At 70.2% G+C, this 23,721-nt stretch carries 18 protein-coding genes; 11 read left to right on the forward strand and 7 right to left on the reverse strand.

The genetic code is table 11. The features are described 5' to 3' along the window. Positions 1-145 precede the first annotated feature (145 nt). Complete coding sequence (locus O7601_RS12715; RefSeq protein WP_281566364.1) at positions 146-2,503, forward strand: pyruvate dehydrogenase; 2,358 nt, start codon at positions 146-148, stop codon at positions 2,501-2,503. A 142-nt stretch (positions 2,504-2,645) separates the two neighbouring features. Here O7601_RS12715 and O7601_RS12720 read toward each other — a convergent pair whose 3' ends face one another. Then, entirely contained in the window at positions 2,646-4,265 is a 1,620-nt protein-coding gene (locus O7601_RS12720) for a metallophosphoesterase (protein WP_281566365.1), read from the reverse strand. 66 nt (positions 4,266-4,331) lie between these two features. After that, positions 4,332-5,555, reverse strand: a complete 1,224-nt coding sequence (locus O7601_RS12725) for a PQQ-dependent sugar dehydrogenase (protein WP_281566366.1) — start codon at positions 5,553-5,555, stop codon at positions 4,332-4,334. A 38-nt stretch (positions 5,556-5,593) separates the two neighbouring features. On the opposite strand from O7601_RS12725, the gene O7601_RS12730 reads away from it, so the two are divergent. Next, positions 5,594-6,520, forward strand: coding sequence for a 2-hydroxyacid dehydrogenase (locus O7601_RS12730; RefSeq protein ID WP_281566367.1), 927 nt, complete (start codon positions 5,594-5,596; stop codon positions 6,518-6,520). On the opposite strand, the gene O7601_RS12735 is transcribed toward O7601_RS12730, so the two are convergent. Continuing rightward, complete coding sequence (locus O7601_RS12735) at positions 6,514-6,891, reverse strand: PH domain-containing protein (protein ID WP_281566368.1); 378 nt, start codon at positions 6,889-6,891, stop codon at positions 6,514-6,516. The two genes, O7601_RS12730 and O7601_RS12735, sit on opposite strands and share 7 nt — an antisense overlap. Positions 6,892-7,122: 231 nt before the next feature. Between O7601_RS12735 and O7601_RS12740 the strand changes: the two genes are divergently transcribed. Next, on the forward strand, positions 7,123-9,378 hold the full coding sequence (locus O7601_RS12740; protein ID WP_281566369.1) for a bifunctional diguanylate cyclase/phosphodiesterase: 2,256 nt from the start codon (positions 7,123-7,125) through the stop codon (positions 9,376-9,378). A 19-nt stretch (positions 9,379-9,397) separates the two neighbouring features. Here O7601_RS12740 and O7601_RS12745 read toward each other — a convergent pair whose 3' ends face one another. Beyond that, entirely contained in the window at positions 9,398-10,420 is a 1,023-nt protein-coding gene (locus tag O7601_RS12745) for a LacI family DNA-binding transcriptional regulator (protein ID WP_281566370.1), read from the reverse strand. 384 nt (positions 10,421-10,804) lie between these two features. On the opposite strand from O7601_RS12745, the gene O7601_RS12750 reads away from it, so the two are divergent. From O7601_RS12750 to O7601_RS12765, 4 genes are all read left to right on the forward strand, one after another. Beyond that, entirely contained in the window at positions 10,805-12,082 is a 1,278-nt protein-coding gene (locus tag O7601_RS12750) for an ABC transporter substrate-binding protein (RefSeq protein ID WP_281566371.1), read from the forward strand. Next, positions 12,082-13,074: a sugar ABC transporter permease gene (locus O7601_RS12755; RefSeq protein ID WP_281566372.1), complete on the forward strand. Its 993-nt coding sequence runs from the start codon at positions 12,082-12,084 to the stop codon at positions 13,072-13,074. Before O7601_RS12750 ends, O7601_RS12755 begins: the two co-directional genes overlap by 1 nt. Before the next feature lie 124 nt (positions 13,075-13,198). Further along, positions 13,199-14,047 carry a carbohydrate ABC transporter permease gene (locus O7601_RS12760; RefSeq protein ID WP_281566898.1) on the forward strand — a complete coding sequence of 283 codons (849 nt, stop codon included), beginning with the start codon at positions 13,199-13,201 and terminating at the stop codon, positions 14,045-14,047. 53 nt (positions 14,048-14,100) lie between these two features. After that, positions 14,101-16,527 (forward strand): glycoside hydrolase family 2 protein, encoded by a 2,427-nt coding sequence (locus O7601_RS12765; protein ID WP_281566899.1) that lies wholly within the window; start codon positions 14,101-14,103, stop codon positions 16,525-16,527. 136 nt (positions 16,528-16,663) lie between these two features. Here O7601_RS12765 and O7601_RS12770 read toward each other — a convergent pair whose 3' ends face one another. Beyond that, complete coding sequence (locus O7601_RS12770; protein ID WP_281566373.1) at positions 16,664-17,122, reverse strand: DUF2690 domain-containing protein; 459 nt, start codon at positions 17,120-17,122, stop codon at positions 16,664-16,666. A 140-nt stretch (positions 17,123-17,262) separates the two neighbouring features. Between O7601_RS12770 and O7601_RS12775 the strand changes: the two genes are divergently transcribed. Continuing rightward, on the forward strand, positions 17,263-18,282 hold the full coding sequence (locus O7601_RS12775) for a helix-turn-helix domain-containing protein (protein WP_348650249.1): 1,020 nt from the start codon (positions 17,263-17,265) through the stop codon (positions 18,280-18,282). Between the two features lie 216 nt (positions 18,283-18,498). Here O7601_RS12775 and O7601_RS12780 read toward each other — a convergent pair whose 3' ends face one another. Further along, positions 18,499-18,801, reverse strand: a complete 303-nt coding sequence (locus O7601_RS12780; RefSeq protein WP_281566375.1) for a DUF6342 family protein — start codon at positions 18,799-18,801, stop codon at positions 18,499-18,501. Positions 18,802-19,232: 431 nt separating this feature from the next. On the opposite strand from O7601_RS12780, the gene O7601_RS12785 reads away from it, so the two are divergent. The 3 genes from O7601_RS12785 (at position 19,233) to O7601_RS12795 (ending at position 21,945) form a co-directional block, all read left to right on the forward strand. After that, positions 19,233-20,819, forward strand: a complete 1,587-nt coding sequence (locus O7601_RS12785; protein ID WP_281566376.1) for a CBM35 domain-containing protein — start codon at positions 19,233-19,235, stop codon at positions 20,817-20,819. Between the two features lie 269 nt (positions 20,820-21,088). Then, a complete protein-coding gene (locus O7601_RS12790; RefSeq protein ID WP_281566377.1) occupies positions 21,089-21,493 on the forward strand; it encodes an AraC family transcriptional regulator in 405 nt (134 codons plus the stop codon). 35 nt (positions 21,494-21,528) lie between these two features. Next, a complete protein-coding gene (locus O7601_RS12795) occupies positions 21,529-21,945 on the forward strand; it encodes a VOC family protein (protein WP_281566378.1) in 417 nt (138 codons plus the stop codon). Positions 21,946-22,009: 64 nt separating this feature from the next. Here O7601_RS12795 and O7601_RS12800 read toward each other — a convergent pair whose 3' ends face one another. Beyond that, positions 22,010-23,251: an endonuclease/exonuclease/phosphatase family protein gene (locus O7601_RS12800; protein ID WP_281566379.1), complete on the reverse strand. Its 1,242-nt coding sequence runs from the start codon at positions 23,249-23,251 to the stop codon at positions 22,010-22,012. Between the last annotated feature and the right edge of the window lie 470 nt (positions 23,252-23,721).

Raw genomic sequence — 23,721 nt, forward strand, 5'->3', positions numbered from 1 at the left:
CACCCCACCCCACCCCCACCCGACCGCGTTGATCATGAGGTTGGCGGCAGTTGTCGATCTTTGCGCTGCCGCTAACCTCCCATGATCAACGGGTGCGCCACCCCGATCGAGGGCGTCAATGGAGATGCCTGGATGGAGTTCCAGCGTGGACGAGCATGAACTTGGTGTGCTTGACGAGATTCAGCGGCGGGTGTTGTGGCTTGCCACCCGGATCGTGGACGCGGCGAATCACGACCGGGGTGCTGGGGACGGGGTGAAGGTCGGCGGGCACCAGGCGTCGAGCGCCTCGCTTGTCACCGCGATGACGGCGTTGTGGTTCGCCCACCTGGACGGCGAGGACCGGGTGGCGGTCAAGCCGCACGCCTCCCCGGTCTTCCATGCCATCCAGTACCTGCTGGGCAACCTGGACCGGTCGTACCTGCCCCGGCTGCGGGCGCGGGGCGGACTCCAGTCGTACCCGTCGCGGACGAAAGACCCGGACGAGGTGGACTTCTCCACCGGCTCGGTGGGGCTCGGCGCCGCCGCGCCGCTGTTCGCCGCGGTGACCCGACGCTACGTCGACGCACACTTCGGTGCCCGGCCGCACTCCCGGTTCGTCGCCCTGATCGGTGACGCCGAACTGGACGAGGGCAACATCTGGGAGGCCGTCGCCGACCCGGCCACCACCGGGCTCGGCAACGTGATGTGGGTGGTCGACTTCAACCGGCAGTCGCTGGACCGGGTCGTCCCCGGGGTGCGGATCGACCAGTGGCGCGGCCAGTTCGAGGCCGCCGGCTGGCACGTCGTCGAGGTGAAGTACGGCCGCCGGCTCGCCGAGGCGTACGACCGGCCGGGCGGCGCGGCGCTGCGCGACTGGATCGACGCGATGCCGAACGAGCAGTACCAGTCGCTGTTCGGGCTGACCGGCCCGGCGCTGCGCAAGCAGTTCCTGGACGGTGCCCCCGAGGGCATCGCCGCGTTGATCGCCGACGTCTCCGACACCGATCTCGGCCCGCTCGTCACCGACCTGGGCGGGCACGACCTGGCCGCGCTGCTGGACGCGTACGCCCAGTGCGACGCGGTGACCGACCGCCCGAGCGTGGTGTTCGCGTACACCGTCAAGGGGTGGGGACTGCCGATCGCCGGTAACCCGCGTAACCACTCCGCCCTGTTGACTGGCGAACAGGTCGACGCGTTGCGCGCCGCGCAGGGGTTGACCCGGGACACCGAGTGGGACCGGCTCGACCCGGCTTCGCCGGCCGGGATCCGAGCCGGGCAGCGCCGCGAGGCGCTGTCCCGCGCGCCCCGCGAGCGTGCGCTGGGGGCCACCGTGCCCCAGGCCACGAACGTACGCGCCAACAAGCCGATCTCCACCCAGGAGGTCTTCGGTCGGGTGCTTGTCGACCTGGCCCGTGATCCGCAGGTGGGGAAATATCTCGTCACCACCGCGCCGGACGTGGCCACCTCCACCAACCTGGCCGGGTTCATCAACAAGACCGGCGTGTTCGCACCGACCGCCCAGCGTTCCTGGTCGGAGGACCGGGTGCTGCGCTGGACGGAGAGCCCCGAGGGGCAGCACATCGAGCTGGGCATCTCCGAGATGAACCTGTTCCTGCTGCTCGGCCAGCTCGGCCTGGCGTGGGACCTGTCCGGGCAGCCATTGCTGCCGGTCGGCACCGTCTACGACCCGTTCGTGTTGCGCGGACTCGACGCGTTCCTGTACGGCACCTATTCCGGTGCCCGCTTCGTGGTCGCGGGTACCCCGTCCGGGGTGACCCTCGCGCCGGAGGGTGGCGCTCACCAGTCGACAATCACCGCGAGCGTGGGCCTGGAACTGCCCGGGGTGACCTTCGTCGAGCCCGCGTACGCGGCCAGCCTGGACTGGCTGCTCTGCGACGCGTTCGGGCACATCGCCGGTGCGACCCGGGCGACGCCGACGGCGGTGCCGGCCGAGGACGGGGCGTACTACTTCCGGCTCAGCACCCGGCCGGTGGACCAGGCGCCGTTCGAGGCGGCCCGGGCCCGGCTCGGTGACGCGGTACTGCGCCGGCAGGTGCTCGCCGGGGCGTACCGACTGGTCGACGCCCACCAGGCGCACCCGCAGCTGGCGGACGCGCCGACGGTGCAACTGGCCGCCTCCGGGGCGGTGCTACCCGAGGTGCTGGCCGCGGCGGCGGAACTGGCCGATGAGGGGGTAGCCGCCCACGTGGTGGACGTGACCAGCCTGGACCGCCTCTACCGGGCGTGGCAGCGCACCCTGCGTCAGGGCGTACGCACGGCGACCGTGCCGAGCGTGCCGGGCGCGCTGCGGTCCGCCTTCGCCGACCGGGTGCCGGTGGTGACCGTGCACGACGCCGCCTCGCACGCCATGGCCTGGCTCGGCTCGGCGGTCGGTGCCCCCGCGGTGCCGCTCGGCGTCGACGAGTTCGGCCAGTCCGGCAGCGTCCAAGACCTCTACGACCTCCACGACCTGCTCCCCGGCAGCATCGTCAACGCCGCCCTCGCCGCCCTCTCCCTCCGCTGACCCACCCCCCACCCCCACCCCCACCCTCGCTCGCCGCCTTCCCCGTTGATCATGAAGTTGTTGTGCCCGGGAAGCGCTCTCCCGGACAACAACTTCATGATCAACAGGTTGGGGCGGGTTGGGCGGGTTGGGGCGGGTTGGGTTACTGGGTGGGGGTGGGGGTGGGGGTGGGGGTGATGGTGGGGGTGGGGGTTGGGGTGGCGCTCAGGGGGGTGGTGGGGGGAGGGGCGATTACGGTGCGTTCGAGGTTCACCTGGGCCTGGCCGGTGCCGCCCACGGTGATGTCGTCGTACGCCTGGAGTCGCTTCTCCTGGTCGAAGTAGAGCACCGTCATGGCCAGCGGGGTCGGCTCCTCCTGCTCCAGCCCGCGCAGCCCGGCACCGCCGGTGGAGCCCTGCACCATCAGCGTGGTCGGTTGCTGGCCGGGCACCTCCGGCAGCGTGTTGACCTGCCGGTCGTGGGTGTGCCCGGCGAGCACCAGCGGGGTGGTGCCGGACAGTGGGCCGGCAGCGGCCGGGTCGTGCACCAGGGCGATGTCGACCGGCCGGGGTGAGCTGCGGATCGTGGCGGCGAGTGTCTCCCCGTTGGTGATCACCTGGTCGGCGGTGGTCTGGTTGAGCCCGCCGCTGGCCGGTGAGGTGCTCTTGTCCGGGGTGAAGCGGGGGTCACCGATCCCGGCGATGGTCAGCCCGGCGACGGTGGTCGTGGTGTTGTCCAGCACGACCGCGTTGGGTTGCCGGGCCACCGCCGCCGCCGTACGCCCCGAGTCGTGGTTGCCCCGGATGTACACGTACGGCTTCTCCAGCAGGCTGATCGAGCCGACGTAGGACGCCTCCGGTTCGCTGCCCCAGTCGGTGATGTCGCCGGTGTCGATCACCACGTCGATGCCGAACTGCTCGGTCACGGTCCGGATGAGCTGCCAGGCGCTCGGGTTGAGATGCAGATCGGAGATGTGCAGTACCCGGGTGGTGTCCGGGTCCGGCTCGTACACCGGCAGCGCCGACACCGTCGTGTACAACTGGGTGACGTTGCCGATGAGGCGCTGGAGCTGCTCGGCGTACCGGGTGTAGTCGTCGGCGATCTTGCGTACGTCACCGACGATCGCCGGGGCGTTGACCAGTAGGCCCTCGTAGCGGGGCTCCTCGATCGACTGGGGCCGGACGGTCGCCGCGGCGGTACCCAGGCTGCCGGCGGTGATCAGCAGCGCCAGGCCGCCGGCCCAGGCCGCCCGGCGGGTGTCGCGGAACACCAGCAGCGCCAGCACCAGGGTGGCCAGTACGGACGAACCGACGGTGCGCAGCCCGAGCCGCAGCACCCCCTCCCGGATCTCGTCGACCGCTGACTGGGTGGCCCGGTTGAGGCTCGCCGGATCACCGATCAGCGCCTCGACGCGGCTCTGCTCCAGCGCGCCCAGCTCCACAGTCAGCTTGGTAGGCCCGTCGTGACTGTTCAGCAGCAGCGAGCCCAGCGGCGGGATGTCGACGGTGGTGCCGCCATCGGTCGTCGGCGACACGGACAGTTGAGCACGGAACGGACCGATGTCGGTGTCCACGTTCCCGCCCACCAGGACCCCGGCGAGTACGCCGACCAGCGTCACGGCCAGGACGGCCAGGGCGAGAGCGAGGCGGCGCAGGCCCCGGTGCGACTCCCGGTCACGCTGCGGTGCGGCGGAGCGCCGCAGAGATGGGAAACGGCGCGGCCGACCCGGGGTCGTTTCCCCGTCCCGATCGCGGCGCGGCTCGTCGTTCTGCTGACCGTTCATGATGAGATTCTGACCTGCCCGCCGAAAGATCTTGGCAAACCTGGAATGAGGCGGCGCGCTGGCGCCTCAGCTGCGCCCGGCACCCCCACCGGCGAAGACGAGGCGCAGCAGTCGGTCGTCCTCGGGCGCCGGCCGTCCTCGCCCGTCGTGGTTGGAGGTGCCGACCCAGAGGGAACCGTCCGGGGCGGCGGCGATGCCGCGCAGCCGACCGTACCGTTCGGTCAGCAGGGCCTGCGGCTGACCGAGGACCGTGCCGGTCTCGGTCAGCTCGACCAGCCAGAGTCGTTGACCGCGCAGGCAGGCGGTGGCGAGCATCCGTTCCACCGCAGCCAGGCCGGAGCAGGACGCCTCGTCGGTCGACCACTGCACGATCGGGTCGACGTACCGGTCGTCGTCGCCGCGTCCCTCGACCTCGGGCCAGCCGTAGTTCTTGCCCTTGGTGATCTGGTTGATCTCGTCCCAGGTGTTCTGGCCGAACTCGACGGCGTACATCCGGTCGCCGGACCAGGCGATGCCCTGCACGTTGCGGTGACCCAGGGACCAGACCGGGGAGTCCGGGAAGGGATTTCCGGGAGCCGGCTTCCCGTCCGGCGTGATCCGCAGGATCTTGCCGCCGAGCTGCTTGACGTCCTGTGACTGGTCGGTGTCCCCGGCGTCGCCGGTGCTGGCGTAGAGCTGCCCGTCGGGACCGAACGCCAGGCCGCCCCCGTTGTGGATGCCCGCCTTGGGGATGCCGGTGAGGATCGGGGTCGGCGCCTCACCGAGTCGCAGCCGGGCGACCCGGTTGTCCCGTTCGGCGGTGTAGTAGACAAAGACCGTCCGGTCCTGGGCGAACTGTGGGGAGACCGCGATGCCCAGCAGGCCACCCTCACCCGAGGCGACCACGTCGTCGATGGTCTGCACCTCGGTGACCTTCAGACCGTCCGCGGTCGACTCGGGCCCGACCTGGACGATGCGGCCACTGTCGCGTTCGGTGACCAGGGCGCCGCCGTCGGGCAGGAAGGCGATCCCCCAGGGCACCCGCAGCCCCTGGGCGAGCACGGTGGCGACAACCTCCTGGTCGCCGTTGTCCGCGGTGACCGTCGGGCTGGGCAGGTTCGGCGGCGCGCCGGCCGGGTCGGGTTCCGGGTCCCCGAGGCTGCAACCGCTGGCAACGAGCAGCAGCGTCGCGCAGGACGCCACGAGGGCGGCACGAATCTGACGGGCGCGGAGGTGCGGGGGAGCGCTCACCCGGCCCAGAGTAGCCCGCCCGGGCCGGGCCCGTGGAAGGCGACGCCGTGCTGCCCCCATCGGCTGGTCGGGCTGCGCCGACGCCTATCGTCGGCTGGGTGAAGGTATGGATCCCGCACGAGGCCGGCCACGCCCTGCTCGGCGAGCTGCCGCCGGAGGTCACCGTCGAGACGATGGAGGATCCGGCGAAGCTGCCCTCGCCGATGGCCGGCGTCCGATTCTGGGTACCGCCCTTCCTGGCCGGCGAGGACGCCGTGGCCGTGCTGCGCGAGCTGCCCGACCTGGCGGTGGTGCAGCTACTCTCGGCCGGCGCGGATGCCTGGGTGGGTCGGGTGCCGGCCGGTGTCACGCTATGTGACGCCCGTGGGGTGCACGATCCGTCCACCGCCGAATGGGTGGTCGCGGCCATCCTCTCCCAGTTGCGTGCCTTCCCGGCGATGGCCCGGGCGCAGGCCCGGCGACGGTGGGCGTACGACGAGGTGGCCCCGACCGACGAACTGGCCGGCAAACGGGTGCTGATCGTCGGTGCGGGGTCGATCGGTACCGCGTTACGGCAGCGGCTGACGCCGTTCGAGGTGGAGTTCGTGATGGTGGCCCGGACCGCCCGGCCCGAGCAGGGGGTGCACGGCGTCGACGAGCTGCCGCGACTGCTGCCGCAGGCCGACGTCGTGGTGCTGCTGGTGCCGTTGACCGAGCAGACCCGGGGGCTGGTCGACGCCACGTTCCTCGCCGCGATGCGGGACGGTGCCCTGCTGGTGAACGCCGCCCGGGGCCCGGTGGCCCGGACCGACGCCCTGGTCGCCGAGCTGGCCACCGGACGGATCTCCGCCGCGCTGGACGTGACTGATCCGGAGCCGCTGCCCGCCGACCATCCGCTCTGGGAGCTGCCGAACGTGCTGATCACTCCGCACGTGGCCGGCTCGGTGCGGGGCCTGCTGCCCAGGGCATACCGTCTGGTCGGTCAGCAGATCCGACGGTTCGCCGCCGGTGAGCCGCCGCGCAACGTGGTGGTGGACGGCTACTGATCCGCGTCGGCGACGTCACGTCCGGCCGCCGCCACCAGCCGAGGCAGGTCCGCGCCACGCACGGCCGGGAGCACGAACCATCGACCGTCGTCGAGCTGGGCCACCGCCCGCCCGCGCGGATCGGCGGCCAGCTCGACCACCTGCTCCCAGGAGAACCGGCGTTCTCCGGCGAGCGCCCGTACCCGTAGGCCACTGGCGTCGGCGTCGGTGCCGGCCCGCCAGGCCCAGACGGCCACCCCCAGCGGCACCAGCAGCACCGGCAGCAGATAGGGGCGGGAGCTGGCCAGCGGCAGGGCGCCGATGGTGGCGACGATCGCCCCGACCAGGATGGCCTGGTTGTGCCGGAATCGTGCGGTGTCGGTGCGAGGCATGACCAGATGATCCCACCCGGTCCGGGACGGCCGGCGGTGGGCCGAGGTAGCGAGCGGCACGGCCGCAAGGTGGTACCGGCGGCCACCCACCCCGACACTCAGTCGCCGTGACCTGACTCACTGTCGACTGGCCGTCACTTCCCGCCGAGCGACTCGTTCATCGATGGTGGGCGGTGGACCATGTCCGTCGTCCGCGCACCGCCCCCGTGCCCCCTCACGAAGGCGACCGTCGTGCCCGTCGCGTCTGTGTTCCGTGCCGCCCCGTTGCGGGCCAGCGCACACCGTCCGCTCCTGCCGGAGATCTGCGTGCTCGCGGTCACCGCCATGCTGATCGCCCTCGGCGTCGTCGGTCCGGTTCCCGCCCTCGCCGTGGTGGCGCTCGCCGGTGCGGCCGCGTCCACCCTGGCCGGGGTGCGGCTGTCCCGGCTGACCTTCGACACCGGCTCGCCGGCCGGCGGCCCACCTGCCGGCCGGGTGGCCCGCCGTCGGGCGGCGCGTCCACGTCGGGCCGCTGCCCTGCTGCACGCCGCGGTGGTGACCGCTGGCCTGACGGCGGCGGTGCTGCCGCTGGCCTCCGCCGGATACCGCCCGGCGGCTGCTGCGGCCGGGCTCGCCGGCACCACCGCGCTGCTCGGCGGTGGCCTGTTCAGCCTGCATCGGTCGCGGCCGTCGATCCGGGGACGCCTGCGCCGCCTACTGGACCAGGCCGCGCCCGGTGTCTGCCTGATACTCACCGCCTGGCTGTTACTGCCGTACGCCGGTGTGCCGGCCCCACTGCGACTGACGGTCGCGGTTCTGCTGGGCCTGCTCGCCGTCGACGCGTTGGCCGCGCTGACCGGACCCGGCCGCGACAGCGGCGCCGCCCGTTGTCGCGCTGGCGCCGGGTTGACTTTGCTCGCCCTGGTGCTGCTGGCCGCGCTGCCGGCCGGTCCCGCCGCCGGGCGGGCGGCGCTGCTGGCCGTGCCGCCACTGGTGGTCGGCGTGCTGCTGGTCGCCGTCGGGGTTCCGCAGGTGGCACAGGCCGCGCCCATCCGGCAGACCGCGCTGGTCTGGCCACGGGCGGTGCTTCCCGCGGTCGCGGTGGTGCTCGCCGTCGTCCACCAGTTGCAGCTCGGCCTCCTGCCCGACCGTACGGCGGTGCTGCTGGCGCTCGCCGTGATCCCGCCGCTGGTGGTGCGTGAGCTGTTCGGTGCCGCCATCCCGACGGTGTCGGAGGAGCCGACCGACACCGCCCCGGCACCGGCACCCGCCGAGCCGGGCGGCTCGGCCGGTCGCGTCGCCCTGCTTGGGGCGTTGGCGGCCCGGCCCGAGCCGGTCTGCGGCGCTCTGCTCGTGATCGACCTGCACCTCACCGAGCTGCCCGGCCGGCTGGTGCGCGACGACGTGGCCGCCGAGGCCGTGCGTCGGGCCCGAGCCGTGGCGGCCGATGAGGACGAGGTGTTCGACCTGGCCGGGAGTGGGCTCGCGGTGGTCAGCCGGTCCGGACCGGTGCTGGCGTACGCGCTGGGCGCCCGGCTGCTCACCGCGCTGAGCCGACCCTACGAGGTCTCCGGGGCGGTGCTGCGGTCGCGACCCAGCGTCGGGCTGGCCGAGCTGGGCCGGGGCCGGCCGGAGGATCTGTTCCGCCAGGCGGACCTGGCTCGACGACGCGCGGCCCAGCTCGGCCGCGACCGGGTCGAGTGGTACGACGCCTACCTGGAGGAGCAGTTGGTCCGCCGGCTGGACCTGGAGCGGGAACTGCCCGGCGCGGTCGCCCGGGGTGAGCTGGACCTGGTCTACCAGCCCGTCCTCGGCCTGGCCGATCGGGCGCCGGTCGGTACGGAGGCGCTGCTGCGGTGGCGCAACCCGGTGCTGGGCACGGTGTTCCCGGCGGAGCTGCTGCCGGTGGCCGAGGATCTCGACATCGTGGGCGAGCTGGGGGTGTGGGTGCTGGACCGGGCCTGTCGACAGTTGGCCGACTGGACGATGGGCGGCCGACGGCTGTGGATGGCGGTCAACGTGACCACCCGGGAGCTCACCTCACCGGACTTCGTACCCCGGACGGCAGCGGTGCTGGAGGCGTACGGGGTGGGGCCGGACCAGTTGGTGATCGAGGTTGCCGAGCCGAAGGTCGCCGCCGAGCTGCCCACCGTGGTCGCCCGGCTGGCCGGGTTGCGTTCGATTGGCATCCGCACCGCGCTTGACGACTTCCGGGCCGAGCACGCCTCTCTGGCTCAGCTCCGGCGACTACCGATCGACCTGCTCAAGGTCGGGCCGGAGGTGGCCACGGCAGGCAGCGACCCGCACCGGCCGCTGCTGGACGTGGTGGTCACCGTGGCCGAACGGTTGGGCCTTGAGGTGGTGGCCGAGGAGCTGGAATCGGCTCACCAGGTCGACGGGGCGCATCGGGCCGGATGCCGGTACGGCCAGGGCTTCGAGCTGGCTCGGCCGGCCACTGCCGAGCGGGTCGAGGCGTACTTCGAGGAGTTCCCCTCGACGTCGCGCTGAGCGCAAGGGCTTAACCGTTTCATCTGCTGGTGGGGGCGGGGCCGGTGCTGCCGCGCGGGGTCAGGTGGGGTGCCTCGTCCTCCAGCCCGACCGTCGGGGCACCCTCGATCAGCTGTAGCAGCTGGCGCGCGGCGTGCGCCCCGTACGCCGGGATGTCCCGACCCAACGCGGTGAGCGGCGGATGCACCAGCCGGCACAGCGGCGAGTCGTCCCAGGCCACGATGGACAGGTCGGCGGGGACCGCGAGCCCCATCTCCTGGGCGACCGACAGCCCGGCGATCGCCATCACGTCGTTGTCGTAGATCACCGCGGTCGGGCGGACCCGGGAGCTGAGCAGCCGCCGGGTGACTCGCGCACCCTCCTCGCCGGTGTAGTCGGAGGAGGCGGTGACCGCCTCGACGAGATCGAGCCGCCGGCACGCGTCGGTGAACGCCTCGGTGCGAATCGCGGTGTGCAGCAGCTCGGGTAGGCCGCCGACCCGCGCGATCCGCCGGTGACCGAGGGCGTAGAGGTACTCCACGGTCTCCACCAGCGCTGCCGCGTCGTTCGACCAGACATTCGGCAGCCCGCCGGTGCCCGTGGGGCCGCCGATCACCACGGCCGGCAGGCCCAGTTCCTCCAGTACCGGCACTCGGCCGTCGTTGGTTCGTAGGTCGCAGACCAGTACGCCGTCGACCCGCCGCTCGCCCCACCAGCGCCGGTAGACCGCGATCTCGGCGTTCTGGTCGGCCACCACCTGAAGGGTCAGCGCGTACGACCGGGCCGACAGCTCCGCCTCGACGCCGCTGATCAGCTCCATGAAGAAGGGCTCGATGCCGAGGGTGCGCGCCGGTCGGGCGAGGATCAGGCCGATGGCGCGGGCGGTCGCGCCGGACAGGGCGCGGGCGGCACTGCTCGGACTGAACCCGATCTCGGCGGCGATGGCGAGAATGCGCTGCCGGGTCGCCTCGGAGACGCCCGGCTGGCCGTTCAACGCATAGGAGACCGCGCCCTTGGAGACTCCCGCCCGGCGGGCGACGTCCGCGATCGTGGGCCGCTTCACCGGCGTACGTCCTCCTGAACCAGTTCGTCCTGCCGGCCGTTTCGATGGCGCGGGCGGCGTGGGACACGCTACCCGTCCGCCTGCCCGCTGGGGCGGTACGGGGCGACTCGACGTCGGCCGAGAACGAACTTGTGCGGTTCAGCCTACGACAACGGCTTGCCGGTGCCGGCCCGCGCCCTGACCTGCCCTGCGTCCTTTGGCGCGTGAAACCGCTTCCCCGTAGGCGATTCCGCGCATACGAACGGAAGCGAGGTTACCGGCCTGCTTCGGTGTTGACTCGCCGTTGACAGGCCGATACCACCCCCGTACGGTGGCTTCACTTATCCGGTTCAGTCAACGTTCCTCGATCTCTGGAACGTTTCCAACGGTCTTGGAGGATGAGTCATGACACGGTCCACGCCTCGGTGGCTGCGGGTCGCAGCCGTAGGTCTGACGGTCGGCTCCCTGGTTGTCGCGTGCAGCGGGCGCAGTACCCAGGGCGGTGGCGACGGCGGTGGCGCGGTGACGCTGACGATCAATTTCTGGGGCGACTTCGGGCTTCAGGACCTGAAGGCGAAGTACGAGGCGGAGCACCAGAACGTCACGATCGCCCTCAACTCCGGCGAGTACAACGCCCAGCACGAGGACCTTCAGAAGAAGCTGATCGCCGGCTCGGGCGCGCCCGACATCGCGGCCATCGACGAGGGCTTCATGGTCCAGTTCCGCAGCCAGGCCGACAAGTTCGTAAACCTGCTCGACTCCGGTGCCGGCAAGTACGAGACCAATTATCTGCCGTGGAAGTGGAAGCAGTCCCTGTCGGCCGACGGCAGTACCCAGATCGGCCTCGGCACCGATGTCGGCGGACTGGCCATGTGCTATCGCACCGACCTCTTCGCCGCCGCCGGCCTGCCCACCGAGCGGGACCAGGTCTCGGCGCTCTGGCCCACCTGGGACAGGTTCCTGGAGGTCGGCCAGCAGTACACCGCCAACACCAAAAAGAAGTTCGTCGACAACGCGACGAACCTGTTCAACCCGATCCTCGGGCAGCAACAGGTCGGCTTCTACGACGAGAACGAGCAACTGCGGCTGGAGGGCGGCCCCAAGGTCGCCTTCGACTACGCGGTCCGGGCCGCCGACGCCGGTCTGTCGGCCAACCTCACCAGCTTCCAGGCCGACTGGGACAAGGGCTTCACCAGCGGCTCGTTTGCCGTGCTGGCCTGCCCGGCGTGGATGCTCGGGCACATCCAGAACACCGCTCCCGGCACCAAGGGCAAGTGGGACATCGCCGCGGTGCCCGGCGGCGGCGGCAACTGGGGCGGATCCTTCCTCACCATCCCCAAGCAGGGCAGGAACGTCGACGAGGCGTACAAGTTCGTGGAATGGCTGATCCAGCCGGAGCAGCAGATCGAGGTCTTCAAGACGGTCGGCAACCTGCCGTCGCAGCCGGCACTCTACGCCGACCCCGCGATCGCCGACTTCGAGAACGAGTTCTTCAACTCCGCGCCGGTCGGCCAGATCTTCCCCAGGATGGCCGAGGGTCTGACGCCGCAGTACCTGGGCAAGAAGAACGGCCCCACCCGGGTCGCCGTGGAGAACGTCATCAACCGGGTGCAGAACGGGACGCTCGCCTCGGACGCCGCCTGGGCCGAGGCGATCAAGGAAGCCGAGAAGGCCAGCAGATAATGTCCATCACGCGCGCGGCCCCCGAACCGGTCACCCGCCGCCCTCGGCCCACCCCCGGCCGGTCGATGACCTGGCGTGACCGCCTGCACCGCTTCGACATGCGGTACGTGCCGTACCTGATGATCGCGCCGTTCTTCCTGCTCTTCCTCGTCTTCGGACTCTTTCCGATGATCTTCAACGGGGTGGTGGCGCTGCGCCACTGGCGGCTCGACGACCCGGAGCTGACCGGCTGGGCCGGCGTCGAGAACTTCAGCCGGCTGCTCACCGACGGCGACTTCGGCAACGCCCTCTACAACACCTTCGGCATCTTCCTGCTCTCCACCGTCCCGCAGCTGCTGCTCGCGCTGATCATCGCGTCGTTGCTCAACCGCCGGCTGCGGGCGCAGACCTGGTGGCGGGTCGGCGCGCTGCTGCCCTACATCACTCCGATCACCGCCTCCACGCTGGTCTTCAACGTCTTCTTCGCCCGTGACCTCGGCATGGCGAACTGGGCGCTGGGCCTGATCGGCATCGGCACCGACAACCCGATCGACTGGCGGGCCGACAAGCTGCACTCCTGGATCGCCATCGCCACCATGGTCAACTGGAAGTGGATCGGCTACAACGCCCTGCTCTATCTGGCGGCGATGCAGTCCATCCCGCGTGACGTCTACGAGGCGTCGGCGCTCGACGGCGCCGGCCCGTGGCGTCAGCTCTGGCGGATCACCGTGCCGATGATCCGGCCGGTGGTCATCTTCACCGTGGTGCTGTCCACCATCGGCGGGCTGCAACTGTTCACCGAGCCGATGCTGTTCGACCTGAACGCGCAGGCCGCCACAGGCGGTGCCGGCGGCGAGTGGCAGACCGTCGCGCAGCTGATCTACAAGGTCGGCTGGAAGGACCTCAACCTCGGGTACGCCGCCGCGATGTCCTGGGCGCTGTTCCTGATCATCCTCGTGGTCGCGGCGCTGAACACCGTGCTGACCAACCGCATCTCGGGGGGACGCAAATGAGCGAGCGCAGCGAGCGAATCGATCGGCTCGGCGCGATGAGCGAGCGTAGCGAGGTGACGCGGTGAGCCTTCTGGAGCGACCCCGGCCGACACCGCCGGCGCCGCGCGGCGGGCGCAAGCGGGCCGTGCTGCTGGGCCGGGCGCCGCAGGACACCCCGGCCGGCCTCTGGACCTACCTGCTCCTGGCGCTGAGCACGCTGTTCGCGGCGTTCCCGCTGTACTGGATGTTCGTCATCTCCACCAGCACCGACGAGGCGACCTCGCAACTGCCGCCGGTGGTGGTCCCCGGCGACCAGTTCCTGGTCAACCTGGACGAGGTTTTCTCCCTCCAGGATGTCTACTTCGCCGCATCCCTGGTGAACAGCGTGATCGTCTCGACGGTGGTCACCGCGTCGGTGCTCTTCTTCTGCTCGCTGGCCGGCTTCGCCTTCGCCAAACTGCGGTTCCGGGGCAGCAGGCCGCTGATGCTGTTCGTGATCCTCACCCTGACCGTGCCCAACCAACTCGGCGTGGTCGCGCTCTACATCGTGATGGGCAAGCTGGGCTGGAACGGCACCCTGCTGGCGGTGATCGTGCCCGGCCTGGTCACCGCCTTCGGTGTGTTCTACATGCGGCAGTTCATCGTCAACACGGTGCCGGACGAGCTTGTCGAGTCGGCCCGGGTGGACGGCGCCACCACCATGCGGGTGTACTGGAACATCGCGTTGCCGGCGGTGCGGCCGGCGCTGGCGGTGCTCGGTCTGCTCACCTTCGTCGCCACCTGGAACGACTTCCAGTGGCCCCTGATCACCCTGAACGGCACCGACTATCCCACCTCGATGGTGGCCATCTCCGACCTGGCCAGCGGCAACTACGTCATCTACCGCCGGGTGCTGGCCGGTGCGTTCGTGGCCACCATCCCACTGTTGATCATGCTCGTCATCGGCGGTCGGCAGATCGTCCGGGGAATCATGGAAGGCGCGGTGAAGTCTTGAGTGACGCGCGGGGGACCGGTCCGATCCGGCTGGCGCTGCACGACGGGTGGACCATGCGGGCGCTGCCCGGCCAGCAGGTGCCGCCAGAGGTGGACGGGGCGACGGTGCCGGCCACCCTGCCGGGCTGTGTGCACACCGACCTGCTGGACGCCGGGCTGATTCCCGACCCGTACCTCGACGACAACGAAACCGCGCTGGCCTGGATCGGCCGCACCGACTGGGCGTACGAGACCACCTTCGACCGGCCGGCCGGCGAACACTCCCGCCTCGACCTGGTCTGCGCCGGCCTGGACACGGTCGCGACGATCACACTCAACGGCGTCGAGGTCGGTCGCACCGAGAACATGCATCGGGGTCACCGCTTCGACGTCGGGTCGCTGCTCCGCGCCGAGGACAATCACCTGGTCGTACGCTTCGACTCCGCCTACCGGTACGCCGAGGCGCAGCGCGACCGCCTCGGCGACCGACCCAACGCGTACCCGGAGCCGTTCCAGTTCATCCGCAAGATGGCCTGCAACTTCGGCTGGGACTGGGGGCCGACGCTGGTCACCGCCGGCAGCTGGCAGGAGATCGCCCTGCACGGCTGGTCGCTCGCCCGTCTGGCGACGGTACGCCCACTTGTCACCGTCGACGGCGACACCGGCCGGGTCGAGGTGCACGTCGAGGCGGAACGGGCCACCGACGGGCCGCTCACCGTCCGGGCGCGGGTGGCGGGCCAGCGCGCCGAGGTGACCATCCCGGCGGGGCAACGATCCGCGGTGCTGACCCTCACCGTCGACCGGCCGGAACTCTGGTGGCCCCGGGGCTACGGCGCGGCCCACCGCCACGAACTGACGGTCACCCTGCACGATGCCGACGGCGGCCCGCTGGACGAATGGCACCGCCGGATCGGCTTCCGGTCGGTACGCCTGGACACCGCCCCCGACGAGCACGGTGCCCCGTTCACGCTGTACGTGAACGACATGCCGATCTTCGTCCGGGGCGTCAACTGGATCCCCGACGACGTCTTCCCCCACCGGGTCACCCGCCCGCGCCTGGCCCACCGCTTCGACCAGGCCGAGACGGCGAACATCAACCTGCTGCGGGTCTGGGGCGGCGGCCGGTACGAGTCGGAGGACTTCTACGACCTGGCCGACGAACGCGGACTGCTGGTGCAACAGGACTTCCTCTTCGCCTGCGCCGCGTACCCGGAGGAGGAGCCGTTCGCCACCGAGGTGGCCGCGGAGGCCACCGAACAGGTGATCCGCCTCGCGCCGCACCCCTCGCTGGTGCTGTGGACCGGCAACAACGAGAACATCTGGGGCTGGCACGACTGGGGCTGGCAGGCCCCGCTGGCCGGGCGCACCTGGGGACGTGGCTACTACCTCGACCTGCTGCCCCGCATCGTGGCCGGGCTGGACCCGACCCGACCGTACTGGCCGGGCAGCCCATGGTCGGGCAGCGAGGAGATCCACCCCAACCACCCGGCGTACGGCACCACGCACATCTGGGACGTGTGGAATACCGACGACTACGTCAAGTACCGGGAGTACCTGCCGCGGTTCGTCGCCGAATTCGGCTACCAGGGGCCACCCGCGTACGCGACGCTCCGCCGGGCCCTCTCCGACGAGCCGCTCGCCCACGACTCGCCCGGCATGGCGCACCACCAGAAGGCCGCCGACGGGGACCGGAAGCTGCGCCAAGGGCTGGACGCGCACCTGCCCGAGCCACGCGACTTCGACGACTGGCACTGGCTGACCCAGCTCAACCAGGCCCGAGCCATCGCCCTCGGGGTGGAACACTTCCGCTCCCACCGGGGCTGGTGCATGGGCACCATCGTCTGGCAGCTCAACGACTGCTGGCCGGTCACCTCGTGGGCGGCCATCGACGGTGACGGTCGCCGCAAGCCACTCTGGTACGCGCTGCGCCGCTGCTACGCCGACCGGCTGCTCACCGTGCAGCCCCGCGAGGGTGGGCTGGCCCTGGTCGCGGTCAACGACGGCGGGCAGCCCTGGCGGGCGTCGATCACGGTCACCCGGCTCACCCTGGCCGGGGAGCCGAAGGCCAAGTCCACGGTGGAGCTGAAGGTGCCCGCGTACGAATCGGTGACCTCGGCACTGGCAGCGGAGCTGGCCGGACCCGACGACGCCTGGGACGAACTGCTGGTGGCCGACACCGGCGACCCGGCCGAACGGGCCTGGTGGTTCTTTGCCGAGGACCGCGACGTCCGATGGCCGGCGGCGGCCCTCGACGCGGCGGTGCAGCGGGTCGACGGCGGCCAACAGGTACGCGTCACCGCCCGCACCATCCTGCGCGACGTGACCCTGTTCCCGGATCGTCTCGACCCGTCCGCCGAGGTCGACACGGCGCTGGTGACCCTGCTCCCCGGCGAGTCGGCGACCTTCACGGTGCGGTCGGCAGCACCCCTCGACCCCACCGCCCTCACCACCCGCCCGGTGCTGCGCTGCGTCAACGACCTGCCGGCACGGGCACCTGCATGACGCCTCGGCCGGCGAAGGGGTCGTCGCCGCCGCCGTGGTGGATGGTCACCGGGCCGGCGCGTGGTCCCATGACGCGCCGACCCGGTGGCTCTACCTGCCGGTCCTGCTCGCACCGCAGGGCCGGCGTCCGGAGATGTCAGGCGCAGAGCGGGTCGCTGGTGTACGTCGTGCCGGAGGAGGTGGTCACCTTGCCGACCGCGCAGACCGTCATGTTGTGCCCGTAGAGCTGGTCCCCGTAGTACTGCTGGCCGGTGCCGCCGTACCAGTCGGTGGTGGCGTACGGATTCGACCGGTAGACGTGTACCTGGACGGTGTTGTTCGGGCTGACCCGGTTGGAGATCCGGCCCCAGTTGGTCTTGCAGGCGTCGCTCCAGCGCAGCTCCACGACGGCGAGGGTGGTCGCGCCCTGCATGATGTACTTCGGGTAGGTCGTGGCGTTGCGGGCGTTCGCGGAGCAGCCGGTGGCGATCGGGTCGAGGCCGTCGCAGCCGTGGCCGCTACAGGTGGCGGCGCTGGCGGGCGTCGCGACCAGGAGGCTGGCGGCGATGAGGGCGCCTGCGGCAACGGCGGCCAACCTGCGGGCGTTCCGGATCATTGTCTCTCCTGACCTCTGGTGGGCCGTGTCAGCCCCGGGATTCGGCTCCTCATCTCTACCGTCCGTCCACACTGATCTCTACGCTGTGTCGCGTCGGACAATGAATCCCGGACGTGGTCAATCAATTCGAGGAGCGGCCCATGGCTCGGGCGGAACGTCCCGTAGACCCCACCGCCGACCCTCTCCAGGCGTTTGCCGCCGAGTTGCGCCTGCTCAGGGAAGCGGCAGGGCGTCCCACGTATCATGCTCTGGCCCGACGAGCGCACCGATCGTCGAGTTCGTTGTCGGAAGCGGCCGGCGGCCGGCGGATGCCCACCCTGGACACCACGCTCGCCTACGTTCGCGCGCTGGGTGGGAACGAGCGGGAATGGGCCGAACGTTGGCACGCATTGCGGGCCGCCGTCCACGGCGGAGGCGATGGAACTCTCGATCCGTCTTCCGCCGAACGCGTGCCCAGCGCCGAGCGGCGCGTGGGTGCAGCGGCCGGCGTCGACGAGAGTAGGGACACTGTTGCCGGTCCGGTGGCCAACACGGCTCAACCCGCCAAGATCGATCAGCCCCGGGACAGTCTTGTCGACCTGGTTCCCAGGACAGTCAAGCGGACCGGGTCCGCTGTCGGGCTCGCCGTAGTCGTGCTTGCCGCCTTCGTCACCGTGCCCTGGCTCGCCGGGGCCTTCCGCCCGCCCTCCGGCGCACCCGTGAATCCCTCCGCCGCCGCGTCCGACTCGGCGACGGAGTACAACAGCGCGACGGCCCGAGACGGTGCCGATCCGAAGGACGCCGGCTGCGCGGCCGATCCCGCAGTGACCACCTTGGACAGCAACGCGGTGCTGCTCGGTGATCGAGTGATAGGCACGGTCGAGCTTCGCTACGCGCCCGCCTGCGGTGCGAGCTGGCCTCGTTTCGTGCCGGCGCCGGAACCGGCCGTGCGGGTACCCAGCCCCGCACAGGTGCGGCTAACCGTGACCGACGGTGATGATCCATCGCGCACCGCAGAGTTCAGCATGGACTACGCCGGTATCTCCGCCTACGGCAACCTGCTGACCAGTACGCGTACCTGTGTCTACGCGATGGTGCAGCTCTTCGGTGAGAGATGGCGGTCAGCCGTGGGCCGCACCGGCTGCTGGCGCGGCGCCACGCAGGTCCGCCCAGTGCCCTGATCCGCTCACCGGGCGGGCCAGGTTCTCCTGCGGAAATCGGTCGTCGGCATGGGCCGTGCGGCAGTCCACGTCCGTGAGCAGATCGCGTTCGTGCAGTACGGCCACGTCGTCGGCCGCGATACCTCGGCAATTCAGTGAGTATTTCCTCGGGTGAGGTTGACCGGTCGGCGATGGGCCGAAAATTGCGCTCCATCGCCGGCCGGATGGGTGTTCAGATCACCTGTACTTGAGGTCCCGCTGCATTTCCATGACGCGGCCGGCAATCTGCAAATTGCCCTCGGAGTCGAGGATCGCGATGATGCGCTTTGTGCTGCCGTGGTGGGTGGTGAAGAAGATCTTGTCGGCTTCCTGGCTGGTGCTGTAGTTGGTGTTCACGGACAGCTCGATGCTCACCGGCGAGCTGATGAGCACGTCCTTCTTCGGTGCATCCGGATAGAACTGATTCTGGCGCAGCCGGATGCGGCCATGGGTGTCGCCCTCGTCCCAGTCGGTGGCCAACCCCAGGTCTACGTCTGGCATGTCACGCTCTCCCCTCGTCCCGCAGGTGAGTATTTCTTCACCCGCAGAGCGAGAGTACAACTCATTCCCGGGTCGACAATGTCCTAAATCTTACCGCCCGCCTTAACATTACAGCCTTCTTCTCTTAGTGATTTCAGTATCGCTGTGATTTGTGGTCGCGAGCACTCATTCACACTTCGGTCGCATGTCGCCGGTGAATGATATGCATTGACGGTGGTGCGGGGAATTGCTAGCATCTGGGCACGCTGGAAAGCGCTTTCCTCGCGCCGGGTCCGGGTGGCGCGAGGTCCTGCGAGTCGTCGTGGGGCCCTCTGGGCAGGGGCAGCGCGGGCCGGCCGATCGTGGCCACCACGCAGCGCCGGCACGGCCGCTTCAGGGACCACACCTGACGATCGCCGTGCCGTCGAAGCACAACCGACCCTGGAGAAGTCATGACGTTCAAGCCGCTCGCCACCAGCCTCGCGCTCGTGGCCTGTGTCGCCACGGTGTCGATCGCCGCACCGGCGATGGCCGCACCTGTCCGCTACGAGGCCGAGAACAGTCCCGCAAGGTGCACCGGCACCATCGATGCCAACTGGTCCGGCTACTCCGGCAACGGTTTCTGCAACGGCACCAACGCCGTCGGCGCGTACGTCGAGTTCACCGTGTCCGTCGCCACCGCCGCGACCGCCGAACTGCACGTCCGGTTCGCCAACGGCACGAGCAGCTCCCGTCCGGCCAACCTGGTCGTGAACGGTTCCACCGCCTCGAACGTCTCGTTCGAGGGCACCGCCGCCTGGGACTCCTGGCGCACCAAGGCACTGTCGGTGGATCTGCACGCCGGCACCAACACCGTCAGGCTCGACCCCACCTCGTCCAACGGTCTACCCAACGTCGACTTCATCGACGTCGAGGCTGGCAACGCACCACCACCACCTCCGCCGGCAGCCACTCTCTACGTCGCGACCAACGGCAACGACAGCAACCCCGGCACGATCGGGTCCCCGCTGGCCACCATCCAACGGGCTGTCGACCTCGCGGGGCCGGGCCACACGATCGTCATCAGGGGTGGAACGTACGCGCCGGGCAGCAACATCCAACTACTTAAGAACGGCACGGCGAGCCAGCCCATCACGATGCGCAACCACGCCAACGAGCGGGTCGTCATCGACGGGGAAAACATGCCGCACACACCGGCTCCGATCGGCGGGAGCATCCCTCGCCCCGAGCGGGGCGCGGTCCACATCGAGGGTGACTGGTGGCGGCTGATCGGGCTGGAGATCATCAACGGCCCGTACGGCGTCTTCGGCCTGGATGTCAACAACGGTGTCTTCGAACGACTGGTGACCCGGGACAACTACGAGTCCGGCTTCCACATCCAGGGAGCGTCGAGCAACAACCAGATCTTGAACCTGGACGCCTACGGCAACCGGGACCCGCGCAAGAACGGTGAGAGTGCCGACGGACTGGCTATCAAGGAGGGCTCCGGCACCGGCAACGTGGTGCGCGGTGCCCGGCTGTGGAACAACTCCGACGACGGCCTGGACTACTGGATGTTCAGCTCGCCCATCCTGACCGAAGACACCCTGACCTGGGGAAACGGGTTCAACCGGTGGAACCTGCCCGACTACACCGGTGACGGCAACGGATTCAAGCTCGGTGGCAACGGGGTCTCCGCCGACCACACCGTTCGCAACAGCATGGCCTGGAGCAACGCGGTAAGCGGATTCGTCGACAACAACAATCCCGGCCAGCATCGCATCGAGCGCAGCACCGCCTGGAACCACCCGGGCACCGGATTCAACGTCAACCGCTCCACCAGTACCCTCACCGGCAACCTGGCGGTCAGCAACGGCACAAACGTGTCACTGGGCAGCAGCTCCCGGGGCAGTGGCAACTCCTGGGACATCGGCGGTAGTTGGTCGCTTGCCAGCACCAACCAGGGCACCATCACCGGGCCACGCAACGCCGACGGGTCGATCCCGTCATCGAACTTCCTACGCCCGGCCAACGGCGCGAACGTCGGCGCCTACATCTAGGACATGTCCCCGGGAGGCACCCTGGTAGTGCTCTGTTGGGTTGGGACGGCTTCGGGGCAGAGGGGGCAGAGGGGGCGGGCGATTTCCTCAGGAAGCGAGAAAAGCTCAGCGGCACCGATCAATGCGTAGCCTGGCCTGGTCCACGCTGACATCACGTTCGTGCAGGTCCTGGAGCAGTTCCTGGCCTGAAGGAGCAGGAACTGCTCCAGGACCCCGTCTGCGGGCCGGTGTCGTGACCGGGGCGGCAGGCTGTGGCACCGTAATCAGCTGTGGGCAGAGCGATCGAAGAGACGAATAGGGCGATGTTGCGCGCCCGGGACGCCATGGACCGGGCGTACGCCCAACCGCTCGACATTCCGACCCTGGCGCGGGTCGCACACGTCTCCGAGGCGCACTTCATCCGTACCTTCCGGGTCACCTTCGGCGAGACCCCGCACCGCTACCTGCAACGGCGTCGGGTGGAGCGGGCCATGTACCTGCTGCTGCACAGCGACCGGGACGTGACGGAGATCTGCACTGCCGTCGGTTTCGGCAGTCTCGGCACGTTCAGTCGTACCTTCCGGCAGATCGTCGGTGAGTCGCCCACCGACTACCGTAAGCGGCGGACGGCGCCCGCAGCGCCGGTGCCGAGCTGCTTCACGAAGGCGTGGACCAGACCGAGCAGTTTTGGATAAGCAGCAGGTCAGAGCGTTGCATTAGCGTCTCGGGCATGACGATGAACGCGATCAGCCGCTCCCAGATCTACGTCCTCGACCAGGACGAGGCGCTCGACTTCTACATCGGCAAGCTCGGTCTGGAGCTGAACACGGATCAGGATCTCGGCTTCATGCGCTGGCTCACGGTGAACCTCCCCGGCGACCGGCAGCGGGAGATCCTGCTGGAGAAGCCGGGCCCGCCGAACCTGGACCCGGCCACCGCCGAGCAGGTCCGCGAACTGCTCACCAAGGGCGCCGCGGGCGGCTTCCTCTTCATGACCACCGACGACGCCCACAAGACGTACGAGGAGCTAGTCGCCAAGGGGGTCGACATCACTGACGAGCCGATGGAGCGGCCGTACGGCATCGACTTCGGCATCCGCGACCCGTTCGGCAACCGGATCCGCATCGGGCAGATGTTCGACCGGTAGGCCGAGCACGCTCGTGGGTCTATCTGCCCCGGCGCCGGTCACCGACGCCGGGGCAGGCGACATCTCAGCGCCGCAGGTCGAGCCAGACCAGCCGGTGGTCGGAGGTCGGAAAGCCGCCCGGCAGGGCCGGGTCGTAGTCGCCGACCAGCCGGAACAGCGGGTCCCCCGGCACCGGCCAGAAGATTCCGGTGGCGCGGACCGGCAGGCCCCGGCTCGGCAGCAAATAGTCGACCCGCAGGTTGCCGGGGCTGGTGTCGGCGAAGTCGGCGGTGTCGAAACGCGGAGCGCCACGGTGGTCGAGGTTGGCCCCGCCCTGTCGGTGGGCCGCCGCCGTGCCGCCCGCGCTGGCTGGCACGATCCGGTCGTTGATCCGGGGGTGGTCGAGCAGCTGCTGCGCCGCGCCGGGGATGCTGTCACCGTCGTACGGGTCGGAGTTGAGGTCCCCGGCGATCACGAAGGCCGCACCCGGCCGCAGGCCCCCGCGCCGCCCGGCGTCGTCGTAGATGTAGCCGGCCCGCCACGGTGAGACGTAGTCGGCCCAGAAGCGGATCTCGTCGTGGTTGCGCCGGCCGTTTCGGTCCTCCGGCCCGTCGAAGACCGGCGGCGTCGGGTGGCTGGCCAGCAGGTGCACGGTACGGCCGGGCAGCCGGATCGGCACGTCCCAGTGGCTCTTCGAGGACAGCCGCACGTCAGCCAACTCGGTGGGTGAGTACCAGTCGGCGGGTGCCGGGGTGGCCGGGTCGTCGGGCAGCAGCGCGCCGGGCATGTCCCGCCAGCGGAACGTCTGGAACGTGCGCACCCTGGGCAGGTCGATCGGGTACGCCGAGTAGATCGCCATGCCGTACTGGCCGGGGAAGAGCCCGAATCCGTAGGCGTCGTCGGGCCCACCGACGGTCCCGTCGTTGTTGAGGTCGTGTCCGGAGGGGACACCGGTGTTCGACGCAGCCGCGTAGCGGTACGGGTAGCGGATCGCCCGGGTGCCGTTGCGCGGCACGGACAGGTAGTTGTCCTGGAACAACGCCAATGCCCGCCCGGCCGGGTCGTAGTCGAACTCGTTGATCAGCAGCACGTCCGGGCGTACCCGCTGGATCACCTCGGCGACATTGCCGGCCTGCGCGTCGCCCCGCCCGGACAGGTCGGCGACCAGCCCGCCGGCGGCCCCCCGGTTCAGCGAGGCGTTGAAGGTCGCCACCCGCAGGGTGCCGGGTCGCTGTCCGCCCGCGCTCGCCGGAGCGGCGGTGATCCCGGCCCCGATCACGAGCACTCCCGCCATGGCCGCGGCGCATGCCATCCGTTTGGCACCCATCGACATCCTCCCTGATCTCGATCGACCAGCGCCACGCTACCTGGGGTGGCATGACAGTCGGGTGAATCATGGTCGACAGGTTCGTTCTCCGGGTGCGGCGCCCGGGGTCGCGTACTCAAGATCGGGCTTAAGCCACACATGTGCGGTGTGACAGCAGGCGAGGAAAGCGTTTGCCATGTATAGACAGCGACAGATAGACTTTCGTTCGGGTTCCGCAGGTGAGCCGGAGGCGGAATCACGGGCCGTCGGGCACGGGCAGCCCCAGCCGGTCACCGGGTCACCGGGTCACCGATTCGAGCATCACGCGTGGGTTCGCCGTGGTGCGCGCCGAGCATCAAGCGGTAGGGCATGCAGCGACGTAGGCCGCTGGCCGCGCGACAAGCCGGGCGGAGTTGTCGCGCGCGTGATGCCGGTTCGTGGGGCGGTTGCCCCTGACCCGCACTGGTCGTGTACGGCCGGCTAACCGGCCG

Source organism: Verrucosispora sp. WMMD573 (assembly GCF_027497175.1).
GTDB lineage: Bacteria > Actinomycetota > Actinomycetes > Mycobacteriales > Micromonosporaceae > Micromonospora.

What these genes read in the sequence shown, in the direction of transcription:
- O7601_RS12720 (WP_281566365.1), bottom strand. Translation starts at nt 4,265, where the DNA reads ATGAACGGTCAGCAGAACGACGAGCCGCGCCGCGATCGGGACGGGGAA.
- O7601_RS12725 (WP_281566366.1), bottom strand. Translation starts at nt 5,555, where the DNA reads ATGGGGGCAGCACGGCGTCGCCTTCCACGGGCCCGGCCCGGGCGGGCT.
- O7601_RS12735 (WP_281566368.1), bottom strand. Translation starts at nt 6,891, where the DNA reads ATGCCTCGCACCGACACCGCACGATTCCGGCACAACCAGGCCATCCTG.
- O7601_RS12750 (WP_281566371.1), top strand. Translation starts at nt 10,805, where the DNA reads ATGACACGGTCCACGCCTCGGTGGCTGCGGGTCGCAGCCGTAGGTCTG.
- O7601_RS12755 (WP_281566372.1), top strand. Translation starts at nt 12,082, where the DNA reads ATGTCCATCACGCGCGCGGCCCCCGAACCGGTCACCCGCCGCCCTCGG.
- O7601_RS12765 (WP_281566899.1), top strand. Translation starts at nt 14,101, where the DNA reads ATGCGGGCGCTGCCCGGCCAGCAGGTGCCGCCAGAGGTGGACGGGGCG.
- O7601_RS12770 (WP_281566373.1), bottom strand. Translation starts at nt 17,122, where the DNA reads ATGATCCGGAACGCCCGCAGGTTGGCCGCCGTTGCCGCAGGCGCCCTC.
- O7601_RS12775 (WP_348650249.1), top strand. Translation starts at nt 17,263, where the DNA reads ATGGCTCGGGCGGAACGTCCCGTAGACCCCACCGCCGACCCTCTCCAG.
- O7601_RS12780 (WP_281566375.1), bottom strand. Translation starts at nt 18,801, where the DNA reads ATGCCAGACGTAGACCTGGGGTTGGCCACCGACTGGGACGAGGGCGAC.
- O7601_RS12785 (WP_281566376.1), top strand. Translation starts at nt 19,233, where the DNA reads ATGACGTTCAAGCCGCTCGCCACCAGCCTCGCGCTCGTGGCCTGTGTC.
- O7601_RS12795 (WP_281566378.1), top strand. Translation starts at nt 21,529, where the DNA reads ATGACGATGAACGCGATCAGCCGCTCCCAGATCTACGTCCTCGACCAG.
- O7601_RS12800 (WP_281566379.1), bottom strand. Translation starts at nt 23,251, where the DNA reads ATGGGTGCCAAACGGATGGCATGCGCCGCGGCCATGGCGGGAGTGCTC.